Annotated in this window: 19 protein-coding genes; 7 read left to right on the top strand and 12 right to left on the bottom strand. The window is 62.4% G+C overall.

What is annotated here, in order from left to right:
* Nucleotides 1-91: 91 nt before the first annotated feature.
* A complete protein-coding gene (locus FBX99_RS10975) occupies nt 92-838 on the bottom strand; it encodes an NRDE family protein (RefSeq protein ID WP_144931616.1) in 747 nt (248 codons plus the stop codon).
* 200 nt (nt 839-1,038) lie between these two features.
* Here FBX99_RS10975 and FBX99_RS10970 point away from each other — a divergent pair, with 200 nt between their 5' ends.
* The 3 genes from FBX99_RS10970 (at nt 1,039) to FBX99_RS10960 (ending at nt 3,720) form a co-directional block, all read left to right on the top strand.
* Complete coding sequence (locus FBX99_RS10970) at nt 1,039-1,821, top strand: sulfite exporter TauE/SafE family protein (RefSeq protein WP_144931618.1); 783 nt, start codon at nt 1,039-1,041, stop codon at nt 1,819-1,821.
* A 68-nt stretch (nt 1,822-1,889) separates the two neighbouring features.
* Nucleotides 1,890-2,699 (top strand): prolipoprotein diacylglyceryl transferase, encoded by an 810-nt coding sequence (lgt, locus tag FBX99_RS10965; RefSeq protein ID WP_041021510.1) that lies wholly within the window; start codon nt 1,890-1,892, stop codon nt 2,697-2,699.
* A gap of 49 nt (nt 2,700-2,748) precedes the next feature.
* Nucleotides 2,749-3,720 (top strand): thymidylate synthase, encoded by a 972-nt coding sequence (locus FBX99_RS10960; RefSeq protein WP_144931620.1) that lies wholly within the window; start codon nt 2,749-2,751, stop codon nt 3,718-3,720.
* Nucleotides 3,721-3,868: 148 nt separating this feature from the next.
* Here the strand turns inward: FBX99_RS10960 and cadR are convergent, their stop codons facing one another.
* Nucleotides 3,869-4,315, bottom strand: coding sequence for a Cd(II)/Pb(II)-responsive transcriptional regulator (gene cadR / locus FBX99_RS10955; RefSeq protein ID WP_144929730.1), 447 nt, complete (start codon nt 4,313-4,315; stop codon nt 3,869-3,871).
* A gap of 86 nt (nt 4,316-4,401) precedes the next feature.
* On the opposite strand from cadR, the gene FBX99_RS10950 reads away from it, so the two are divergent.
* The gene (locus FBX99_RS10950; RefSeq protein ID WP_145131569.1) at nt 4,402-6,615 is read left to right on the top strand and encodes a heavy metal translocating P-type ATPase; all 2,214 of its coding nucleotides are present in this window, start codon (nt 4,402-4,404) and stop codon (nt 6,613-6,615) included.
* A gap of 77 nt (nt 6,616-6,692) precedes the next feature.
* Here FBX99_RS10950 and FBX99_RS10945 read toward each other — a convergent pair whose 3' ends face one another.
* Genes FBX99_RS10945 through FBX99_RS10935 form a run of 3 tightly spaced genes read right to left on the bottom strand, consistent with a single transcriptional unit; the run spans nt 6,693 to nt 11,901 of the window.
* Complete coding sequence (locus FBX99_RS10945; RefSeq protein ID WP_145131567.1) at nt 6,693-9,740, bottom strand: efflux RND transporter permease subunit; 3,048 nt, start codon at nt 9,738-9,740, stop codon at nt 6,693-6,695.
* A complete protein-coding gene (locus FBX99_RS10940) occupies nt 9,737-10,801 on the bottom strand; it encodes an efflux RND transporter periplasmic adaptor subunit (RefSeq protein WP_144929733.1) in 1,065 nt (354 codons plus the stop codon). The genes FBX99_RS10945 and FBX99_RS10940 overlap by 4 nt, the downstream gene beginning before the upstream one ends.
* The gene (locus FBX99_RS10935; RefSeq protein ID WP_144929734.1) at nt 10,798-11,901 is read right to left on the bottom strand and encodes an efflux RND transporter periplasmic adaptor subunit; all 1,104 of its coding nucleotides are present in this window, start codon (nt 11,899-11,901) and stop codon (nt 10,798-10,800) included. Before FBX99_RS10935 ends, FBX99_RS10940 begins: the two co-directional genes overlap by 4 nt.
* A 93-nt stretch (nt 11,902-11,994) precedes the next feature.
* On the opposite strand from FBX99_RS10935, the gene FBX99_RS10930 reads away from it, so the two are divergent.
* Complete coding sequence (locus tag FBX99_RS10930) at nt 11,995-13,155, top strand: AAA family ATPase (protein ID WP_144929735.1); 1,161 nt, start codon at nt 11,995-11,997, stop codon at nt 13,153-13,155.
* A 290-nt stretch (nt 13,156-13,445) separates the two neighbouring features.
* On the opposite strand, the gene FBX99_RS10925 is transcribed toward FBX99_RS10930, so the two are convergent.
* The 4 genes from FBX99_RS10925 to FBX99_RS10910 form a co-directional block, all read right to left on the bottom strand.
* Nucleotides 13,446-14,228, bottom strand: coding sequence for a MetQ/NlpA family ABC transporter substrate-binding protein (locus FBX99_RS10925; RefSeq protein WP_144929736.1), 783 nt, complete (start codon nt 14,226-14,228; stop codon nt 13,446-13,448).
* A 179-nt stretch (nt 14,229-14,407) separates the two neighbouring features.
* Nucleotides 14,408-15,340, bottom strand: a complete 933-nt coding sequence (locus FBX99_RS10920) for a sigma 54-interacting transcriptional regulator (protein ID WP_144929737.1) — start codon at nt 15,338-15,340, stop codon at nt 14,408-14,410.
* Nucleotides 15,341-15,388: 48 nt separating this feature from the next.
* Nucleotides 15,389-15,970, bottom strand: coding sequence for an alpha/beta hydrolase (locus FBX99_RS10915; RefSeq protein ID WP_144929738.1), 582 nt, complete (start codon nt 15,968-15,970; stop codon nt 15,389-15,391).
* A gap of 148 nt (nt 15,971-16,118) precedes the next feature.
* Nucleotides 16,119-16,364 (bottom strand): DUF2789 domain-containing protein, encoded by a 246-nt coding sequence (locus FBX99_RS10910; protein WP_144929739.1) that lies wholly within the window; start codon nt 16,362-16,364, stop codon nt 16,119-16,121.
* A 155-nt stretch (nt 16,365-16,519) separates the two neighbouring features.
* On the opposite strand from FBX99_RS10910, the gene FBX99_RS10905 reads away from it, so the two are divergent.
* Nucleotides 16,520-17,044: an NfeD family protein gene (locus FBX99_RS10905; protein ID WP_144929740.1), complete on the top strand. Its 525-nt coding sequence runs from the start codon at nt 16,520-16,522 to the stop codon at nt 17,042-17,044.
* Nucleotide 17,045: 1 nt separating this feature from the next.
* A complete protein-coding gene (locus tag FBX99_RS10900) occupies nt 17,046-17,807 on the top strand; it encodes a slipin family protein (RefSeq protein ID WP_145131565.1) in 762 nt (253 codons plus the stop codon).
* A 42-nt stretch (nt 17,808-17,849) separates the two neighbouring features.
* Here FBX99_RS10900 and FBX99_RS10895 read toward each other — a convergent pair whose 3' ends face one another.
* The 3 genes from FBX99_RS10895 to FBX99_RS10885 are packed head-to-tail and all read right to left on the bottom strand — an operon-like array spanning nt 17,850 to nt 21,088.
* On the bottom strand, nt 17,850-18,791 hold the full coding sequence (locus FBX99_RS10895; RefSeq protein WP_144929742.1) for a sulfotransferase family protein: 942 nt from the start codon (nt 18,789-18,791) through the stop codon (nt 17,850-17,852).
* The gene (locus FBX99_RS10890) at nt 18,779-19,564 is read right to left on the bottom strand and encodes an aspartyl/asparaginyl beta-hydroxylase domain-containing protein (protein WP_145131563.1); all 786 of its coding nucleotides are present in this window, start codon (nt 19,562-19,564) and stop codon (nt 18,779-18,781) included. The genes FBX99_RS10895 and FBX99_RS10890 overlap by 13 nt, the downstream gene beginning before the upstream one ends.
* Nucleotides 19,565-19,576: 12 nt before the next feature.
* Entirely contained in the window at nt 19,577-21,088 is a 1,512-nt protein-coding gene (locus tag FBX99_RS10885; protein ID WP_145131561.1) for a TolC family protein, read from the bottom strand.
* Between the last annotated feature and the right edge of the window lie 11 nt (nt 21,089-21,099).

Here is a 21,099-nt window from a genome sequence, read left to right as displayed (position 1 = left end):
CAGGCTCGCTCCCACAGGGGATTTGTGTCGTTTACAAAGCCTTTGTGGGAGCGAGCCTGCTCGCGATGAGGCCAGCACCATCAGCGCAAAACTAAACCCTGACCTCCACCTCCCCCAAATGCCCCCCATGCGGCCCGAAGCTGCGCTCGACTATATGCCGCGTCCCATCGGCATGGACGATCAACGCCGTGCTCGCCCGCGTCCCATACGCCGGGCTGGCAATGAACACACTCGACAGCAAGGTCTCGGTCGCCAGTCCTACGCCGGTGTCTGGCAAGTCCGCCACCGGGGCCGGTTGCGGGTCGTTGAGCAGCGCCAGCAGGGCCTGTGGCTGCGGATCGGCCAGCACCTCGCCCAGTGCCCTGCGGGCCTTGAGCAGTTTCGGCCACGGCGTGTTCAGCCCGGCATTCGATAAGCCGTAGACGCCTTCGGCCAATCGCTGTGGCCGGACATCGCGGGCGTTGTAGTGCCACAGCTCGCTGCCATCACCGAGCAGCAGGTTGAACCCGCCGTACTCGCCGGCACGAGGCACGATTTCGCTCAGGTAATCACCAATCGACAGATTCCCGCTCAGAAACCGCGCCACCAACTCGCCCCGCGACTTGAACGCCGGCAGTTGGCCTGGATCACGGATATTCGTCAGGGCCGCAAAGCGACCATCCGCACCGATACCGAGCCAGGTGCCGCCGGCTTCCAGGTCGCGACCGGCGTAGACCTGGGGAGCGTCGGGCCACTGGGCCAAGGGCAGGGTCGGGCGCGCGTAGAACTCGTCGCGGTTGGCCGCCACGATCAGCGGTTGGGCGTGACCGGGTCGCCAGGCAAATACGATCAGGCACATCAGGTAGTCCCGTTAACGATGCCAAACAGCTCAAAGGATAAATCGAATGCGCCTCTTTTGTGGCAAAAGGGTTTATCCGCGCAAAAGGATGTACCTGCTAATGAGCACTGTCTCCCGGCATCCATCGCCTTCAGTGGAGCCCGAGGCCATGGATCCGTTACCATGCCGCTCTTGTTTCGGGGATGGGCGGGGGGACGCTGGTGGAATTCGTGATCTATCTGCTGCTCGGCGCCTGCGCCGGGGTGCTGGCTGGGTTGTTTGGCGTGGGTGGCGGGATGATCATAGTCCCGGTGCTGGTGTTCAGCTTCACCCTGCAGGGTTTCGACCCGCAGGTATTGACGCACCTGGCCGTCGGCACGTCCCTGGCGTCGATCATCTTCACCTCGATCAATGCCGTACGTGAGCATCAGCGCAAAGGCGCGGTACGCTGGCCGATCTTCACCTGGATGACCGTCGGGATCCTGATCGGGGCCGGTTTCGGTGCAGTCACCGCCGAGGCGATTTCCGGCCCGCACCTGCAAAAGATCATCGGCGTGTTCGCCATGATCGTCGCCGCGCAGCTGGCCCTGGATTTCAAGCCCAAGGCCAGCCGCACGGTGCCTGGCAAGGCCGGGTTGACCCTGGCCGGCACGGTCGTCGGCTGGGCCTCGGCGATTTTCGGCATCGGCGGCGGTTCGCTCACCGTACCGTTCCTGACCTGGCGCAGCGTGCCCATGCAGCAGGCAGTGGCCACCTCGTCGGCCTGCGGCTTGCCGATCGCCCTGGTCAGTGCATTAAGTTTCATGATTCTGGGCTGGCACGATCCGCTGTTGCCGGCCCATAGTCTCGGTTTTGTGTATTTGCCGGCGCTGCTGGGCATCGCCCTGACGAGCATGGTCTTCGCCCGCGTTGGCGCACGACTGGCCCATCGCCTGTCGCCGCGCTTGCTCAAGCGGCTGTTCGCGGCTTTGCTGTTCAGCGTGGGCTTGAGCTTCCTGCTCTGACGCAATCCTGGCTTAATCCCAGAGTGACAGGGTCACTCAAGTATTTTTGACGTTTACGAGGAATATCAATGCTGCCTTACCCGCAGATCGATCCGGTGGCCCTGGCTATCGGCCCGCTGAAAATCCACTGGTACGGTCTGATGTACCTGGTCGGCATCGGCGGTGCCTGGCTGCTGGCGTCGCGACGGCTCAACCGTTTCGACCCGACCTGGAACAAGGAAAAGCTCTCCGACCTGGTGTTCTGGCTGTCCATGGGCGTGATCGTCGGCGGACGCCTGGGTTATGTGCTGTTCTATGACCTGAGCGCCTACCTGGCGAATCCAACGCTGATCTTCGAGGTCTGGAAGGGCGGCATGTCGTTCCACGGTGGCTTCATCGGCGTGATGCTGGCGGCGGTGTGGTTCGGCAAGCGCAACAACAAGTCGTTCTTCGAGCTTATGGACTTCGTCGCGCCGATGGTGCCGATCGGCCTGGGCGCCGGGCGCATCGGCAACTTCATCAACGCCGAATTGTGGGGCAAGCCGACCGACGTGCCGTGGGCAATGATCTTCCCGCCGTTCAGCGATCCGGCGCAGTTGCCACGCCATCCGTCGCAGTTGTACCAGTTCGCCCTTGAAGGCGTGGCACTATTCCTGATTCTCTGGCTGTTCTCGCGCAAGCCGCGGCCGACCATGGCAGTGTCCGGGATGTTCGCGCTGTTCTACGGCATCTTCCGCTTCATCGTTGAGTTCGTCCGCGTACCGGACGCCCAGCTTGGCTATCTGGCATGGAACTGGCTGACCATGGGCCAGGTGTTGTGCCTGCCGATGATCGTCGGTGGTCTGGTGCTGATCTGGCTGGCTTATCATCGTGCGCCGGCTGCGGCGGCCAAGGCTTAAAATTCGAAACCCGAGGCGCAGGCCTCGGGCTCAAGGACACAGGTAATTCATGAAGCAATATCTCGAGCTGGTGGCGGACGTCATCGAGAACGGCACCCGGCAAGCCAACCGAACCGGTGTCAATACCATTAGCCTCCCTGGCGCCATGTTGCGCTATGACCTGAAGAAAGGCTTCCCAGCCATCACCACCCGCAAACTGGCTTTCAAATCGGCCATCGGCGAGATGTGCGGTTTTCTCCGTGGCGTCAACAACGCCGCCGAATTCCGTGCCCTGGGTTGCAAGGTATGGGACCAGAACGCCAACGAAAACACCCAGTGGCTGGCCAACCCGTTCCGCCAGGGCGAGGATGACCTGGGGGAGATCTACGGCGTGCAATGGCGCAAGTGGCCGGCCTACAAGCAGGTCCCCGTGAGCAACCCGGCGGCCATCGAGCAGACCCTGGCCCAGGGCTACCGGCAGATCGCCGAAGGTGAGGAAAACGGCCAGGCCTATGTGGTGCTGTACAAGGCTATCGACCAGGTTCGCCAGTGTGTCGATACCATCATCAAGGACCCGGGCAGCCGGCGCATCCTGTTCCACGGCTGGAACTGCGCCCAGCTCGATGAAATGGCCTTGCCGCCGTGCCATCTGCTGTATCAGTTCCACCCGAATGTCGAGACCAAGGAAATTTCCCTGACCCTCTACATCCGCTCCAACGACCTGGGCCTGGGCACGCCGTTCAACCTCACCGAAGGCGCCGCTCTGCTGAGCCTGATCGGTCGCCTGACCGGCTACACGCCGCGCTGGTTCACCTATTTCATCGGTGACGCCCACGTCTACGAAAACCACCTGGACATGCTCAAGGAACAACTCACCCGCAAGCCGTTCCCGATGCCAAGGCTGGTGATTTCCGAGCGGGTACCGGAGTTCGCCAAGACCGGCTTGTACCAGCCCGAGTGGCTTGAGCTGGTGGAGCCAAGCGACTTCTCCCTGGAAGGCTACCAGCACCATGCGCCGATGACTGCGCCGATGGCGGTCTGAAGCACACCGCTACCCATCTCTGTGGGAGCGGGCTTGCTCGCGAAGGCGGTGTATCAGATAAAGGAACCTTGTCAGATACACCGCCTTCGCGAGCAAGCCCGCTCCCACATTGGATCTTCATGACCTTCAAGTTCCGGCGCAAGGGCACTCAATGCCCGTGACTGCGCCCCACATGCGAAGGCTCCGGCTCCGGCACCACCGCCCCGCTCACTTCCAGGCGCTGCAAGATCCCGCATTGCTCGGGATCCGGCCCTTCGCCGCAGCGACGGCGCAGGTCGATCAGTTGCGCTTGCAAGGCCAGCAGGCCGTCGATGCGGGCCGTGACGTGCAGGATGTGTTCGTCGATCAACGCGTTGACGCTCTCGCACTGATCCTGGGGGCTGTCGCGCAAGGCCAGCAAACTGCGGATTTCTTCCAGGGTCATGTCCAGGGTGCGGCAGTTGCGGATGAACGTCAGCCGCTCGGCGTGGGCCTGGGTGTAGACGCGGTAATTGCCGTCGCTGCGGGCCGGCTCCGGCAGCAGGCCTTCGCGCTCGTAATAACGGATGGTTTCGACTTGGCAGTCGGTGATTTTCGCCAGCTCGCCGATCTTCATGACATTGCCTCCTGAACAGGTGCTTGACCCTATAGTGGCTACAGGGTCTTTACTGTGCAACAAGCACTTTTCATGGACGTCACCCAATGAGCGATTCCCTTCACATCCACAAGCCCGTCCACGGTCATGACCACGGGCATTCCTGCTGCGCTTCGAAAGCAGCGCCGTCCGTGGTCAACCTCGGTAAAGCGCCGACGGACGGTGCCCGGCTGAGCAGTTTTCGCATCGAAGCGATGGACTGCCCCACCGAGCAGACGCTGATTCAGAACAAGCTCGGCAAGCTCGAAGGCGTGCAGCGACTGGAATTCAACCTGATCAACCGTGTGCTGGGCGTGACTCACGATTTGCCCAGCGACGCGCCGATCATCCAGGCCATCGAGTCCTTAGGGATGCAGGCCGACCCGCTGGCCCCAGGCCAGAAACCGCAAACCAACGACCTGCCTGCCCCGGCCAAACCCTGGTGGCCGTTGGCGCTGTCCGGCGTGACGGCCTTGGGTGCCGAGGTGATTCATTTCACCAATGCCGCGCCAAACTGGGTGGTCGCGCTGGTGGCGTTGGTGTCGATCCTCAGCGGAGGCCTGGGCACGTACAAGAAGGGCTGGATCGCCCTGAAGAACCGTAACCTGAACATCAATGCACTGATGAGCATCGCCGTGACCGGTGCCGTGCTGATCGGCCAATGGCCCGAAGCAGCAATGGTGATGTTCCTGTTCACCGTGGCCGAGTTGATCGAAGCCAAATCCCTCGACCGGGCGCGCAATGCCATCAGCGGCCTGATGCAGATGGCCCCGGAACAAGCCACCGTACTGCAGGCCGATGGCACGTGGCAGGTGCAGGAAGTCAAGGTCATTGCCCTCGGCGCGCGGGTACGGGTTCGTCCCGGCGAGCGCGTCGGGCTGGACGGTGAAGTGGTGGCCGGTCGCTCGACCATCGACCAGGCGCCGATTACCGGCGAAAGCCTGCCGGTGGAAAAAACAGTGGGCGACAAGGTGTTCGCCGGCACCATCAACCAGGCCGGCGAGCTGGAATACAGCGTGACCGCGGTAGCCGATCAATCCACCCTGGCGCGAATCATCCACGCCGTGGAGCAGGCCCAGGGCTCCCGCGCGCCGACCCAACGCTTCGTCGACCGATTCTCGACAATCTATACCCCGGCGGTGTTTGCCCTGGCGCTGGCGGTAGCCGTCATTCCACCTTTGTTCATGGGCGCGGCGTGGTTCGACTGGATCTACCGGGCCCTGGTACTGCTGGTGGTGGCCTGTCCCTGTGCGCTGGTGATTTCCACCCCGGTGACCATCGTCAGCGGTCTTGCCGCGGCAGCGCGCAAAGGCATCCTGGTCAAGGGTGGCGTATACCTGGAGGGTGGCTACAAGCTCGACTACCTGGCCCTGGACAAGACCGGTACGATCACCCACGGCAAACCGATCCAGACCGACTACATGGCACTGGACCCGACCGTGGAAGGCAGCGCCCCAGCCCTGGCCGCCAGCCTCGCCGCCCGCTCCGATCACCCGGTGTCCCGAGCCATTGCCGCTGTGGATAAACAATTGGCGCCACAGCCTGTGGATAACTTCGAGGCCCTCCCGGGTCGTGGGGTACGCGGTGATGTCAACGGCCAGACCTACCACTTAGGTAATCATCGCCTGGTGGAAGACCTGGGCCTGTGTTCCCCGGAACTGGAAGAGAAACTCTTCGCCCTGGAAAAACAAGGCAAGTCGGTGGTGCTGCTGCTCGACGCTACAGGCCCCTTGGCGCTGTTTGCCGTGGCCGACACCGTAAAGGACTCCAGCCGCGAAGCCATCCGGCAATTGCACGACCTGGGCATCAAGACCCTGATGCTCACCGGCGACAACGCCCACACCGCCGAGGCGATTGCCGGCCAGGTCGGCATGGATCAAGCGCGAGGCGACCTGCTGCCGGGGGACAAGCTGCAGGCCATCGAAGACCTGTACACCCAGGGTCACCGGGTCGGCATGGTGGGCGACGGCATCAACGACGCCCCCGCCCTGGCCCGATCGGAAATCGGCTTCGCCATGGCGGCGGCCGGCACCGATACGGCCATCGAGACCGCCGATGTCGCCTTGATGGACGATGATCTGCGCAAGATCCCGACCTTCATCCGCCTCTCGCGGCAAACCTCAAGCATCCTGAAACAGAACATCGCCCTGGCGCTGATCATCAAGGCGATCTTCCTCGGCGTCACCTTTGCCGGGTTCGCCACGATGTGGATGGCGGTGTTTGCCGACATGGGGGTGAGTTTGCTGGTGGTGTTCAATGGGTTGCGGTTGTTGCGCAAGTAAAGAAGTGCTCACTAAAAACCAAGCACATAACCTGTGGCGAGGGGATTTATCCCCTCGCCACAGGACCTGCCCAGGTCTCAATCGCGCTTCGGTTCGCGAATTTTGTACCAGGCCACATACAGCGCCGGCAGGAACAGCAGGGTCAGCAGCGTGGCGATGATGATCCCGCCGATCATCGCGTAGGCCATCGGTCCCCAGAACACTTCCCGGGCAATCGGGATCATCCCCAGGCTCGCCGCAGCCGCCGTGAGCAGGATCGGTCGTCGCCGGTGTTGGGTAGCTTCCACCACAGCATCCCAAGGCTCATAGCCGTCGCGCTCATACTCATCGATCTGGGTGACCAGGATCACCGAGTTACGGATGATGATGCCGATCAGCGCTAGAATCCCCAGGATCGCCACGAAGCCCATGGGCGTGCCTGTGGGAACCAACGCCAGCACCACGCCGATCAACCCGAGGGGCGCGACGCTGGCCACCAGGAACAGCTTCTGCACGCTGTGCAGCTGGATCATCAGGAACGTCGCCATCAGGAACAGCATCAGCGGCACGACACTGGCAATCGGCCCCTGGGCCTTGCCGCTCTCTTCCACCGTCCCCCCGGTGGCGACCTTGTAGCCCACGGGCAAGTCGGCGGCGAACTTGTCGATGTCCGGTTGCAACTGCTTCACCAGATCGGTGGGCTGGATTTCATCGCGTACGGCGGCCTTGATGGTGATCGTTGGCTTGCGGTCGCGACGCCACACCAGCGGCTGTTCCAACTCATAGCGCACCGTGGCGAACGCCAGCAACGGAATCGACGTGCCGCCCGGCGTGACGATCTGCAGATTCTGCAAGGTTTCCGGCGAACCCCGTTCACTGTCCACGGCACGCCCGACCACGTTGATCAGGTAGATGTCGTCGTCGACCTGGGTGACCGGCGATCCGCTGACGATGCTGTTCATCAGCTTGGCCACGTCATCGGAGGACAACCCCAGTTGCCGTGCCTTGTCCTGGGCGATGTCGATGCGCAGAACCTTGCCCGGCTCGTTCCAGTCGTAAATGATTTCGCCGATGTGCTCGTTCTTGTCCAGTTCGGTGGCCAGTTCGATGGCATGCTTGCGCACCTGGTCGATGTCCTTGCCGCTGACCCGGTACTGGATTGGCCGTCCTACCGGCGGGCCCATTTCCAGGGCCTGCACGTAGCTGCCAATGCCGACGAAGTCCTCGCGCAGGCGTTTTTGCAGGCGCTCGGTGAGGGCCGTGCGCGACTCCAGGCCCTTGCTGACGATCACCAATTGCGCGTAGTAGGGATTCTGCAGTTGCTGGTCCAACGGCAGGTAGAAACGAATCGCGCCTTCGCCGATGTAGGTGCTCCAACGCTCGATGTCCGGGTCGCCCTTGAGCGTCGCTTCCAGGCGGTCGACAGCCTTGCGCGTCTCGTTCATCGAGGCGTTCTGCGGCAGGTTGAGGTCCACCAGGATCTCCGGCCGGTCCGAAGACGGGAAGAACTGGTTTTGCACGAAGCGCATGCAAAATACCGCCAGCACGAACAGCAGCACGGTGATGCCGATGGCCCACCAGCGATTGCGCATCGCCCACAGCAGGCCGCCATTGAACGCCCGGCCGATTCGCCCCGGCTCGGCACTGTGAGGCTTCACGTTGGTGCTGAGAATGTGCACGCCAATCACCGGGGCGAACAGCACCGCGACGATCCACGACACCAGCATCGCCACGGCGATTACCGCGAACAGGGTAAAGGTGTACTCACCGGCGGAACTCGCATTCAGGCCGATCGGCACGAAACCGGCCACGGTCACCAGGGTGCCGGTGAGCATCGGGAACGCGGTCGAGGTGTAGGCGAAGGTCGCGGCCTGCTCCTTGGTTTCGCCTTTCTCCAGGCGCGTGACCATCATCTCCACGGTAATCATCGCGTCGTCCACCAGCAGACCGAGGGCGATGATCAACGCGCCGAGGGAGATCCGCTGCATGGTGATGCCGCTGTATTCCATGAACACAAAGACCATCGCCAGCACCAGGGGAATCGAGCAGGCCACCACCAGCCCGGCGCGGATGCCGAGACTGATGAAGCTGACCACCAGCACGATCACCACCGCCTCGAACAAGGCGCTGGTGAAGCCGCCGACGGCCTCCTGTACCACTTCGGCCTGGTCCGACACCGTATGCACGCCGATGCCCACCGGCAGGTCGGCGGTCAGCTCGGTCATACGGGCGTGCAGCGCCTTGCCGAACTCCTGGATGTTGCCACCCTTCTTCATGGCGATGGCCAGGCCGATGGCCGGTGTGCCGTTGAAACGGAACAGCGGCGTAGCCGGATCGACGTAGCCGCGACTGATCTCGGCGATGTCGGCCAGTCGATAGAACCGGTCATTGAGGCGCAGGTTGACGTTGGCTAGGTCCTTTTCCGATTGGAACTGCCCGGACGTGCGCACGGAAATCCGCTCCGGCCCGGCGTCGATCACCCCGGCGGGCGTCACCGCATTCTGGGATTGCAGGCTCTGCACCACCTGGCGTTGGTCGATGCCCAATGCAGCAAGCTTGCGCGTGGAGAAGTTCAGATACAGCACTTCATTCTGCTCGCCGAGCATTTCCACCTTGCCCAGGCCGGGCACGTCGCGGATTTCGGCCCGCACCTGTTCCACGTAGTCGCGCAACTGGCGCATCGACAGGCCGTCACCGGTAAAGGCATACACCGAACCGTACACGTCGCCGAACTCGTCGTTGAAACCCGGCCCCTGCAAACCTTCGGGGAAGTCGCCACGAATGTCGTTGATCTTCTTGCGTACCTGATACCAGATCTCGGGGATGTCCTTGGCGCTGGTGGTGTCGCGCAGGTACACGAAGACCGTCGACTCGCCCGGCCGGGTATAGCTTTTGACGTAGTCGAGGGAGTCCAGCTCTTCGAGTTTTTTCTCGATGCGGTCGGTGACCTGCTTGAGGGTCTCCTCCTGGGTCGCGCCCGGCCAACGGGTCTGGATGATCATGGTCTTGATGGTGAACGACGGGTCTTCTTCGCGGCCCAGGTTCACGTAGGAAAATACGCCCATCAGCAACGCAACGAACATCAGGTACCAGACAAACGACTGATGCCGCAGGGCCCACTCGGACAGGTTGAAGGGCCCTTTCATCGTGAATCCTCGTCGAGTTTCACTTTCTGCCCCGGCTGGAGGCTGTTGACGCCGGCACTGACCACGCGGTCGCCGGGCTTGATGCCGTTGGCCACCAACACCGAGTCGGCCGAACGTTCGAGAATCTTCACCTCACGGGGGGAGACGGTCTGGCTCTGCGGGTCGACGAGCCAGATTCGCGCCTTGCCATCGGCCTCCTGCAACGCACTGAGCGGCAACTCGATGCGCGGTTCGATGGCCGAGCTCAGCGTCACGCTGATGGCCGTGCCCAGGCGCAGGCCCGGTGGGGTATCGGTCAAGGTCAGGCGCGCGCGACGGGTGCGGGTGGCGCTCTGGGCCTGAGGCTCGATCTCGCGCACGGTGGCGGTGGTGCGGATACTCGGGTCGAGTTGCGCCGCGACTTGGAACACCACGCCCTCGGGCAAACGTTCGACCAGCCCGGCCGGCAGGTCGATCACCGCCTCCTTGATATCCGGGCGAGCCAGGGTCACCACCTGTTGGCCGGCAGTCACCACCTGCCCGGCTTCTGCAGTCCAGGCCGTGACAACGGCATCGTGGTCGGTGCGCAGCTCACTGTAGTTGAGCTGGTCCCGGGCCTGCTCCACCGCGGCCCGGGCCTGTTCGAGGGAGGCGCCGGTGGTTTTCAGGTCGGTCTGGGCGACGTCCAGCTGCGCCTGGGCACCGACACCCCGATCGAATAACTGCTGCTGGCGACGGGCATTGGCCTGGGCGTTGATGTACTGCGCCTCGATCCGCGCAAGGTCGCCCTGGGCAGCACGCAACCGGTTCTGTTGGTCGGTGGGGTCGAGGGTCGCCAACAGGTCGCCTTTCTTCACCTCGGCGCCGACATCGACATTACGGCTGGCAATTCTCCCCGGTACGCGGAAACCCACATTGCTCTCGTAACGCGCCTGGATATTCCCGGCGAAGCGTCCGAGGGCCTGCTGGTCGAGCGCCCGGACTTCGATGGACAACACCGGACGTACCGGCTCGGGTGGCGCGTCTTCCTTCGAGCAGGCCGTCAGGGCCAGACTCGCCAGGACCATCCACAAGCGCTTCATGGCTGGGCTCCTGCCGGCGGTTTGTCATGGCTGTTTTCAGCGATCTCGACACGCACGCCAGGATGCAGCAATTGCCCGCCGGCTGTGACGACGGTCTCCCCTTTCTTGAGCCCGTCGCTGATGATGACTTTCCCGGTCAGGTAGCGGCCGACAGTGACGGTGCGCAATTGCGCCTTGCCCTCGCCGTCCACCAGCCACACGGCCGGCTCGCTGAGGCTCTTGGTCAATGCCGACCAGGGCAGCTCCACGGCAGTCTTGCCGGCGGATTTGGCGGTGGCACTGACCACCGAGCCCAGGCGCATGCCCTCGGGCAAATCGTCGAGGGTCACCTTGACCTGTACGGTGCCGGTTTCGGCGGACACTGCCGGGGTGATCTCGCGCACCTTGCCGGTGGTCTGGATGGCCGGGTTGTCCAGCAAGCTTATGACAATGGCCGGATCCGAGGGGGGCTCGCTCAGCAGCGATTCGTAGATGTTGAACACCGCGTCACGCTCGCCGTCCCGGGCCAGGCTGAAGATCGGCTCCGTGGCCTGTACCACCTGGCCGACCTCGGCCTGACGCGCCGTGATGATGCCCGGCGCCTCGGCTATCAGTGCGGTGTAGCTCAGTTGCTCCCGCGCATTGGCCAACTGGGCTTGGGCGGCCGTCAGCGCGCTCTGGCTGCTGCGCAATTGCGCCTGGGCCGCGTCGTATTCGCTTTGGCTGGTATAGCCCTTGGGCAGGAGTTTCTGCTGGCGCACGAAGGCCGCCGCGCTTTGCTTGACCCGCGCCTGTTCGGCAGCCACCTGGGCCTCGGCGGAGTCGACGTTGGTCTGCAGGTCCCTGGGATCGAGCCGGGCCAGCACTTGCCGGGCCGAGACACGGTCACCGACATCGACCTTGCGCTCGATGATTTTGCCGCCTACACGAAACGACAGATCGGTCTGCACCCGAGCCTGGACATCCCCGGTCAGGGTCACCGAGGCCGCATATTCGGTTGGCACGGCTTGCTGCACGAAAACCCGTGGCAGGGCTTTTTCACCGATTTTTTCGTCACCGCATCCCGCCAGCAATGCACACAAACCCAAGCCAGCAACCAGTTTGATTCGGGGACCAGCCATGCAGACTCCTTGCATTGCACGAATGTGCCAGTGACGATACGACTGTGAGCTTAGAACAGGGTTCCACGGATCACTCGGCAACAGGAAACGCTCATGCTCAAAACCCTCGCGGTGGCAAATTATCGATCCATCAACACGTTGGTGATCCCTCTGGGGCGGTTGAACCTGATTACCGGCCCCAATGGCAGTGGCAAGTCCAACCTGTACCGCGCCCTACGCCTTTTGGCTGAAACAGCACAGGGTGGAGTGGTCAATGCCCTGGCCCGTGAAGGTGGACTGGACTCGACGTTCTGGGCCGGGCCGGAAGTGATCAGCCGACGCATGCGCAGCGGCGAGGTGCCCGTTGGCGCGACGGTGCGGCTCAATACCAAACGCCTGCGCCTGGGGTTCGCCATGGAAGACTTCAGCTATTCGATTTCCCTCGGCCTGCCGGAACCGAGTTCGTCCGCGTTTTCCCTGGACCCTGAAATCAAGCGCGAATGCATCTGGGCCGGCCCCACGTTCCGACCGGCCAGCCTGCTGGTGGATCGCAACGGCCCCATGATTCGTGCACGGGATGGCCGCGCGTGGGACGTTCTGGCCCAACACACGCCCACCTTCGACAGCCTGTTCGACCAGGTCGGCAGCCTGCGCACCTCGCCGGAAGTGCTGCAGATACGCGAGTTCATTCGACGCTGGCGCTTCTACGACCATTTTCGCAGCGACGCCGACGCCCCGGCGCGCCAACCGCAACTGGGCACCCGCACGCCAGTGCTGCACCACGACGGACGTGACCTGGCAGCCGCCCTGCAGACCATTCTGGAAATTGGCGACGATCAAGCCCTGCACACGTCCATCAGCGATGCCTTCCCTGGCGCCCGGCTGCACATCGATAAATTGCCAGGCGGGCGTTTCGGCATCGAATTTCACCAGCATGGCCTGCTGCGACCGCTGTCCGCCGCCGAACTGTCAGACGGGACCCTGCGCTACCTGCTGTTGATCGCCGCACTGCTCACGCCCCGCGCGCCTTCGCTGATGGTACTCAACGAACCGGAGACAAGCCTGCATCCGGATCTGTTGCCGGCGCTGGCGCGTTTGATCATCAGGGCTTCGAAGCACTGTCAGGTCTGGGTGGTTTCCCACGCCCGGCGCTTGATCACGGCCTTGCAGAAGGAGGGCGATTGCAATTGCATCGTGCTGGAAAAAGACATGGGCCAGACAGGGATCGTCGGCCAGGGAATGCTGGATGCGCCGGCGTGGAGCTGGCCGGATTGATCCATGGTATTTGCAGAAGGCTTGCAGGAGGTCTATTTTTCCTGCGCTGCAGGACGGGTCCGATGATACCGCCAAGGAATCGCAGCTTCAGGCCAGGCTTTCTGGCGACATGCACAAGGAGAATTGAAATGGCCGACGTGAAAGCCCCGCAACAACTCGACCCGCAAGACATGCTCAAACTGCTCGTGGCCCTGCGCCGGGCGCTGAAAAACAGGGCGGCGTAGATCCATCATCCCTATGGCAAGGGAGCTTACTCCCTCGCCATATAGCTTTTTACAGGGTGGATTCGATCAGAACGCCGGCAATACCGCGCCGCTGTATTTCTTCTCGATGAACGCCTTCACTTCCGGGCTGGTCAGGGCCTTGGCCAGTTTCTGCATGGCGGCGCTGTCCTTGTTGTCCGGGCGGGCCACCAGGAAGTTGACATAAGGCGAATCCGAACCCTCGATCACCAGCGCATCCTTGGCCGGGTTGAGACCCGCTTCCAGGGCATAGTTGGTGTTGATCATGTCCAGGTCGACCTGATCCAGCACCCGCGGCAGCATGGCCGATTCCAATTCCTTGAACTTGAAGTTATGCGGATTCTTGCCGATGTCCTTGGGTGTCGCCAGGGCGTTTTTCGGGTCCTTCAGTTCGATCAGGCCAGCCTTCTGCAAGAGGATCAAGGCGCGGCCGCTGTTGCTGCCCTCGTTGGGAATGGCGATGGTAGCGCCGTCTTTCAGCTCGGCCAGGCTTTTGACTTTCTTCGAGTAGCCGCCAAACGGTTCGACGTGCACACCGATCACAGTGACCAGGTTCGTGCCTTTGCCTTCGTTGAAGCTCTTGAGATACGGCAGGGTCTGGAAGTAGTTGGCATCCAGGCGCTTCTGATCGACCTGTACATTGGGTTGCACGTAGTCGGTAAAGACCTTGATCTGCAGGTCCACACCTTCTTTTGCCAGGGCCGGCTTGATCAATTCGAGGATTTCAGCGTGGGGGACCGGAGTCGCCGCCACCACCAGTTTCTCCGCAGCCTGGGCCAGACCCGAAGCCAACGCTGCCGCCAATGCGGTGAACAACAGAACTTTTTTCATGCAGTGTCCTTATCGAAAAATCACGGTCGTCATGGACGACGGCCAAAGGGTGAGGTGCCAGCGAAGTGCTATTGCTCGCGTGAAGCGGACGATACCGACATTCTTTATTCCTTAACAATATCTTTTATTCAAGTTCATATTCAAATTTCTCATATAGACAAAGCGTTCTCGGCAACGCTTCAGAAGAGTTGATCCAGACGGGTCAGCAGCGCCTTGAGTGCCACACGCTCGGCAGCCGTTCCGCTTGCGAGGGTCACTGCTGCCTGCTCGATGGCGTCGAGTGCCAAGGGCAGGGACGGCAGGTTCAAATGCTCCGGCAAGATCTCCTCTTCCGTGCTCACCAGCAACGCGAAATGGATGACGTTCTCCAGTTCACGGGTATTGCCCGGCCAACCATGCCGCTCAAGCGCCTGTTGGGCTGCCTCGCTGATCAGCGGCATGGTCAGGCCAAGGCGTTGGGTATAGATGCCCAGGAAGTACTCGGCCAGGGGCAGGATGTCCCCCACCCGCTCGCGCAGAGCCGGCAATTCGAGACGGCCTTCGCTGAGGTAGTGATAAAGCCGTTCGTGAAATTTTCCGGCGGCCACCGCTTGCGCCAGGTCGATGCTGGTGGCTGCCACCAGCCGCACGTCCACGGGGCTGGGCTGATGAGCGCCAACACGGGTGACCTCGTGATTTTCCAGGGCCGCCAGCAATTTGACCTGGATCGGCAGTGGCAGATCGCCGATTTCATCCAGGTATAACGTGCCGCCATTGGCCGAACCGAACCAGCCGGCACGGCTGCTGGCCGAACCGCTGTAGCTGCCGGCCGCATAGCCGAACAATTCGGCGTCGGCATAAGTCGGACTGATGGCGCCGCAATTGACCGAAACGAACAACCCACCACGATCACTTTCGCGGTGGATATGCCGAGCGAGCAATTCCTTGCCCGTGCCGGTTTCTCCGCGAATCAATACCGGAATCGCGCGTGGCGCCAATTGCTCCAGAGCCTGGCGCAACTGACGCGAGCGTGGGTCAACGAACACCAGCGCCTTGGCGCGGATGCTCAGGGGGCTTTTTTCCGCATCGGGAAAGGTCAGCAACGGCTGACCGAAGGTTTCATGCAAGCTCATGGCAGACTCCCGCCTCACACCGCCGGGTAACGGAAGGGCGTTGAAAATTCAGGCGCGACGCAGGGCGTGATGCTCCATGCGGTTTTGCAGACGATAGAGATAGGCGAAACCCTGCTCCCAGCGCTGATGGCCGGACTGCACATTGATGTGCCCCGCCCCGGCCAGGATGCCGGCTTCGGCCCCCCAGTTACGTGCCAGTTCCAGCGCACGCGGCGCACTCACCGCGGCGTCGTTGTCGGAACTGACCACTTGGCTGGGAAAGGGCAACAGATCGGTGGGAATCGGTGCGAAATTGCGCAGTGCAGGCGCGCAGGTCGGCCGTTCGACATCCGCCGGTGCGACCAGCAATGCTCCGCGAACCTGTCGTAGCAGTTGCGACGGCGCGGTAGCGGCCCAATGGGCAACCGTGATGCAGCCCAGGCTATGGGCAATGAGGATCACCGGCGTTTGGTCGGCGGCAATGGCTTCGGCCAGCGCGGCCACCCAGTCTTCACGCCGGGGCGTCAGCCAGTCGTCCTGCTCGACCCGGGTACTGTTAGGCAGACTGTTCTGCCAATAGGTCTGCCAATGATTTTCCGGCGATCCTTGCCAGCCCGGCACAATCAGGTAGCGAGTCGATTCGTTGCGCATGGGTGCTCTCCTGCGTGTCTGTTCAGGGACGAGTATAGGGAGGAGAGATATATTATTTAAGGAATAAGAAGATATTTATTAATAATTAAATTGAATATACGTTTTATGGGGCGAGCTGTACTGGCTCCCCCAGGATCTGTCCCATGCATCAGTCACTGCGGCCCTTTCTCAACAACTCGTTCAACCGATCCACCACCATCGCCCAATCGGCATCCTCGAGGATTTCGTCGCGCAACAACTGCCGCTGACCCTCGTTCCAGAAAAACGCGTCAGCCAGGTGCAGTTCGGGCTTGAGGGGTGAATGGCTGGCAATGAACTGATCGATGCTGATGGCATCGTCGGGCAGGCCCAGTTGCTTGAACAGGGCGGGAAGGCTGTGGGTTGGGGCTTCCATGGGAACTCCTGACATGGCTGGATGCGGTGTCTCTTCCAGCAGTCTAGCTTCTGGAGCATCGCCAGACTGTTCAAAACTCGATCAATCCACGGTTCGACTAGACTGTGAGTAACGACTACGGATAAACGTCACGCATAGGCATTGCGGAGGGTCCGGTGAATATTCGCTGCTTGATGCTTGCGCTGCTGGCCATGAGCGGGCCGACGCTGGCAGCCGATGGCCCTGCGCTGATGGTCGCCAACTCCCTGGGTTTCTGGCTGATCGCCCTGGGCGTGGCATTACTGATTGCTGAGGCGGCCTTGCCCAACTATGGCGTAGCCGGGCTCGGGGGCATCATTTTGTGTGTCATCGGCGCGGTTATCCTGACCAATGCCGAGGTCCCCATTCCCTTGATGATCGGGCTGGGTGTGGTCAGTGCCTTGCTGCTGATCTTCCTGTTGGTCCGCGCATTGAAAACCCGGCCGCGTCAACCCGTCAGCGGCGACGCCGCGTTATTGGGAAGCGTCGCCGTGGTCACCTCTCTGCAGGCCGGCAATCATCACCATGGCTGGGTGCAGTTGGAAGGCGAACGCTGGCAAGTGGCATGCGCGACGTCGCTACGGCCTGGACAAGCGGTGCGTGTCATTGCCCGCAAGGGCCTGCTGCTGGAAGTGGCCCCTGCGGATTCACAAGGAGCATGAGATGGGTATGCAAATCGGTTTTGTAATGCTGCTGTTACTGCTGATCGCGCTGGCAGCCTCGACCTTTCGGATCCTGCGCGAATACGAGCGGGCGGTGGTGTTCCAGCTCGGCCGGTTCTGGCAGGTCAAGGGGCCCGGCTTGATCCTGTTGATTCCAGTGGTGCAGCAAATGATCCGCGTCGACCTGCGCACCATCGTGCTCGACGTACCGCCCCAGGACGTGATCACCCGGGACAACGTCTCGGTGAAGGTCAATGCGGTACTGTATTTCCGCGTCCTCGACCCGCAGAAGGCGATCATCCAGGTCGAGAACTTTCTCATGGCGACCAGTCAACTGGCCCAGACCACCTTGCGCGCCGTGCTCGGCAAACACGACCTGGACCAACTGCTGGCCGAGCGCGAGCAATTGAATGGCGATATCCAGCAGGTGCTGGACGCCCAGACCGACACCTGGGGCATCAAAGTGGCGAATGTCGAGATCAAGCATGTGGACCTCAACGAATCGATGATCCGCGCCATCGCCCGGCAAGCCGAGGCCGAACGGGAGCGACGGGCCAAGGTGATCCACGCTGAAGGCGAGCTGCAGGCGTCGGAAAAGCTCATGCAGGCCGCCGAGATGCTCGGACGCCAGCCAGGCGCCATGCAACTGCGTTACATGCAGACGCTGGGATCGATTGCCGGAGACAAGTCCTCCACCATTGTGTTTCCCCTGCCGATCGAGTTGCTCAAGGGGATGGCGGAGCTGTCACCGAACAAGCCCTGACGGGTCGCAGTCAAGCCTGAGCAACTCCCTCGCCAGAAGCGTTTACTTCGTCAGGGCCTGCAATGCTTCATACGGCCCTTGCGCCCAGGCCTGCACCCGCTCGCGCAACAAGGGCGACGCTTCTCGGCGCTTCTCCTCGCTGTCGCCGGTAAACCCCTGCGCCGGCTGCTTGGCGTGCCGCTTCACGCTGGCGAACGCCTGCCTGCGCTGCGCCTCATCAAGCTGGAAAAAGACCGCCAGCCTGCCCGCCATGGCGTCCGGCAGCTCGCTGTAGTCAATCGTCTGCGCGACGGATGCCCGGCACTGCTCCAACCCGGCCTGTAGCAGTCGTCCGACCCTGCGTGCGATGAAATCTTCCGGTCCGCCGAAAGGCAACCCATCGTCCAGGATACTCGGACCGATCAGCCCCGGCACCATGTGCATGCCGGGGCGGCGCAGATGAGACACGGCGATTTCCAGGGGATCGCGATACACGAACAGCCAGGGTGTATCGGGAAAACAATCATGCAGCCGTGACAGCTCACCAATGTTCCAGGCATCGAGCTTGATCACCAATCGCCGTTCCACGCCTCGACGAGGCTGCCCATAGGCCGATAGCAACCCCTTGAGCGCCGCACAGCGTTCGGCGGCGGGCAGATCACTGCGCAGTAGCCGATCCAGCGGCGGCGGTTCGGAGACGACGATGTGGTCGTCCAGTTGCGCCAGCATCTGGCTGATCAGTGTCGAACCACAGCGCGAGGCATGGAAGATGAACGCACTGGGCGCAAGGCCAGGGCTCTGATGCTGCCACCGGGCGAGCGCGTCCAAGGGAGTCTGGCGCCGGAACGCCTGATTGAAGGGCAAACGCAAAGCGTTTTCCACGGCATCACCGAAGAAGGGTTGCGACAGAGGCTGATCGTCGAACCAGCACCAATCGACCCGCCACTGCCCCGCCTCTTGCCACACGCGGATCGGCAGCCAGCCTTGCAGATTCAGGCCTTCCATTGGTCGCTCCACTGCCGACGACCGTTGCGCATCGCCGCCCGCAACTCCTCCCGGCGCACCTGCAACCCTTGCTGCGCAGCCAACGTCACGGCACATTCGATGAAAGCGTCCGGGTCTTCCTGGCTCTGCAGGGTCCGGGCGAGTTGCGGATCGCTTGCCACCTGCTCTTGAAAACGCAGGAAGTCGCCGCGTTCGTCGCGGACAGCTGGGGTGGTGGGCAGCCCATCGACAATCTGTTGCTCCAACCAAGGGCCGGGGCGACAGTCGAGTACCAGATGAACCCGTGGCGACCGGTCCCGATTGTCGACACGATGGGGCCGCGACAGGTCGAGAAACCAGCACTCGCCAGCCTTCATCGGGATACGCTGCCCCTCAAGCCAAAAATCTACTTCGGGAGGGCTGAGCAGTGGGATATGCAGACGCAGGTCGGCATCCGGCCCGCCCAGGTCATAGTCTCGGTGTTCATGAATCTGCCCACCGGGACCGAGCCGCAACAGCCGAGCCGAAACGATCGCCAGGGACCAGTCGCGCAACGCCCGGTGCCAGCGATCATCGTTTGACCAGGGCGGCCGGTGCAAAGGCTGCCCCTGTCCGGGAGACAATTCGGTCAGCGCGTCGGCCGCCGAAATCAGCGCCACGCCGCTCCAGTCGCCGTGGTAATAGGCGTTGTTGAAATGCCCCTGCCAACGATCGTCCTCAATGGCCGCCAGCGCTTGCAGCAACAAGGGCAGGTCCACCGTCACCGGTAGCCGGGAAAACGCCGGGCGCATCATGCCCACGCCCAGTTATGGCTTCACCGCCGCCTTCGGCACCGTGATGTCGCCCTGGGCCCAGGCCGCTTCACGGCTGGCCAGTGCCGTGGCAATCGACTGCACCTGGGTCGATTGCACTTCATCGGGCATCGGGTCGAGACCGGCGCTGGCGAAGATCTGGCCGTAGGCATTACGCAGATCGGCATAGGACAGATCCCGTCGCAGATCGGCCTGCAAGGTATTCAACTCGCCCTGGATCAGGTCCAGCTCACCGATGCCGGCGGCCTGATGACGGCTGCGCAACTGGCCGACGATTTGCCCGTCGATGTCCGACAGTTGCTGGTTGGTCTTGAACTGGCGCAGTGCATCACGGTAGTTGGCGTTGGCCACGTACAACTGCGCCAGCACGGCAATCGACATTGCCTGGCGCCGTGCCGCCGCCACTTCTTCACCGGCCTTGGCCACGTCGATGGCCGCCGGGGCGGAGATCACGTTGAACAGGTTCCAGGTGACCTTCACGCCATAGTCGGCCCAGCCCTGCTCCACCAGGAACGAGTTGCTGTCGTAGTGCCCGCCGGCGGAGAACTCCAGGCCCGGCAACAGCCGCAGCATGGCCTTGCGGGTTTCGGCGGCCGTGATGCGTGTCTGGTAATCCTGCTCGCGCAGTTCCGGACGGCTGGCCAGGGCTTCGTGTTCGAGACGGGCCATGTCGACCTTGAGTTCCGGGATCTCGTACTCATCCGGGGTCGCAAGGGTCAACTCCGTGCCCAGCGGCAGGTTGATCAGGGTGGCCAGTTCGGTCTTGGCCAGGGACAACGCACGCCGCTGCTCTTCGAGCTGGCGGGTGGCCTGGATCAGCGAGCGCTGGTATCCCAGGGCCTGCACCGGGTCACCGATGCGCTGCTCACTCATGCTCTGGCTGTTGTTGCGCGCCGCCTCGACCCGGGCCATCAGGCTGTCGATCTGCTTGAGCAGGCGTTCGGCAGCCATGGCTCGCCAATAGGCCGAACGCACATCCTGGACGATGGTGTTGATCACTTTGCGCCGGCGTTCCTGGACGATCAATCGCTGGTCACCGGCTTGCTTGGCGCTGATGTAGCTCACGCCGAAGTCGAGCACGTTCCAAACCATGGTGAGGTCGGCCACTTCACGGTCACGGTCCTGGGAGGTCGACGGCTCCAGGGACTGGGTGCCGGTCTCCACGCTCTGGCTGCTGGAGGCGTTGACGTTGTTGCGGCCCACGTAGCCGGCGTCCAGCGCCATGCGTGGCAGCATGTCGAAACTGGCCAGGTCCAGCTGCCGCTTGGCCAGGGCCTCTTCCATGATTTTCAGGCGTCCCTCCAGGTTGTACTTCACTGCCCGGGCCATGGCCTGGTGCAGGGTCAGCGGGCCGCTGAGGGGCTCCTGGCCCTTGTACATATTCTGCAGATCGGTTTGGGCGCGCTGTTCGCTGACGCTACGATCGATCGGCTCACTGGTGACTGCACACCCACTGACCACCACTGCCAGCAGACTCATACCGAATAACTTCTGACTTCTATTCATTCCCTGGAATG

The sequence above is a fragment of the Pseudomonas sp. SJZ074 genome, from assembly GCF_007828215.1.
In the GTDB taxonomy this organism is placed as follows: domain Bacteria; phylum Pseudomonadota; class Gammaproteobacteria; order Pseudomonadales; family Pseudomonadaceae; genus Aquipseudomonas.
This window is presented reverse-complemented; position numbering and strand designations above follow the sequence as displayed.

What these genes read in the sequence shown, in the direction of transcription:
- FBX99_RS10975 (WP_144931616.1), bottom strand. Translation starts at nt 838, where the DNA reads ATGTGCCTGATCGTATTTGCCTGGCGACCCGGTCACGCCCAACCGCTG.
- FBX99_RS10930 (WP_144929735.1), top strand. Translation starts at nt 11,995, where the DNA reads ATGCTCAAAACCCTCGCGGTGGCAAATTATCGATCCATCAACACGTTG.
- FBX99_RS10885 (WP_145131561.1), bottom strand. Translation starts at nt 21,088, where the DNA reads ATGAATAGAAGTCAGAAGTTATTCGGTATGAGTCTGCTGGCAGTGGTG.
- FBX99_RS10900 (WP_145131565.1), top strand. Translation starts at nt 17,046, where the DNA reads ATGGGTATGCAAATCGGTTTTGTAATGCTGCTGTTACTGCTGATCGCG.
- cadR (WP_144929730.1), bottom strand. Translation starts at nt 4,315, where the DNA reads ATGAAGATCGGCGAGCTGGCGAAAATCACCGACTGCCAAGTCGAAACC.
- FBX99_RS10945 (WP_145131567.1), bottom strand. Translation starts at nt 9,740, where the DNA reads ATGAAAGGGCCCTTCAACCTGTCCGAGTGGGCCCTGCGGCATCAGTCG.
- FBX99_RS10895 (WP_144929742.1), bottom strand. Translation starts at nt 18,791, where the DNA reads ATGGAAGGCCTGAATCTGCAAGGCTGGCTGCCGATCCGCGTGTGGCAA.
- FBX99_RS10910 (WP_144929739.1), bottom strand. Translation starts at nt 16,364, where the DNA reads ATGGAAGCCCCAACCCACAGCCTTCCCGCCCTGTTCAAGCAACTGGGC.
- FBX99_RS10915 (WP_144929738.1), bottom strand. Translation starts at nt 15,970, where the DNA reads ATGCGCAACGAATCGACTCGCTACCTGATTGTGCCGGGCTGGCAAGGA.
- FBX99_RS10890 (WP_145131563.1), bottom strand. Translation starts at nt 19,564, where the DNA reads ATGATGCGCCCGGCGTTTTCCCGGCTACCGGTGACGGTGGACCTGCCC.
- FBX99_RS10935 (WP_144929734.1), bottom strand. Translation starts at nt 11,901, where the DNA reads ATGGCTGGTCCCCGAATCAAACTGGTTGCTGGCTTGGGTTTGTGTGCA.
- FBX99_RS10920 (WP_144929737.1), bottom strand. Translation starts at nt 15,340, where the DNA reads ATGAGCTTGCATGAAACCTTCGGTCAGCCGTTGCTGACCTTTCCCGAT.
- FBX99_RS10925 (WP_144929736.1), bottom strand. Translation starts at nt 14,228, where the DNA reads ATGAAAAAAGTTCTGTTGTTCACCGCATTGGCGGCAGCGTTGGCTTCG.
- lgt (WP_041021510.1), top strand. Translation starts at nt 1,890, where the DNA reads ATGCTGCCTTACCCGCAGATCGATCCGGTGGCCCTGGCTATCGGCCCG.
- FBX99_RS10960 (WP_144931620.1), top strand. Translation starts at nt 2,749, where the DNA reads ATGAAGCAATATCTCGAGCTGGTGGCGGACGTCATCGAGAACGGCACC.
- FBX99_RS10940 (WP_144929733.1), bottom strand. Translation starts at nt 10,801, where the DNA reads ATGAAGCGCTTGTGGATGGTCCTGGCGAGTCTGGCCCTGACGGCCTGC.
- FBX99_RS10950 (WP_145131569.1), top strand. Translation starts at nt 4,402, where the DNA reads ATGAGCGATTCCCTTCACATCCACAAGCCCGTCCACGGTCATGACCAC.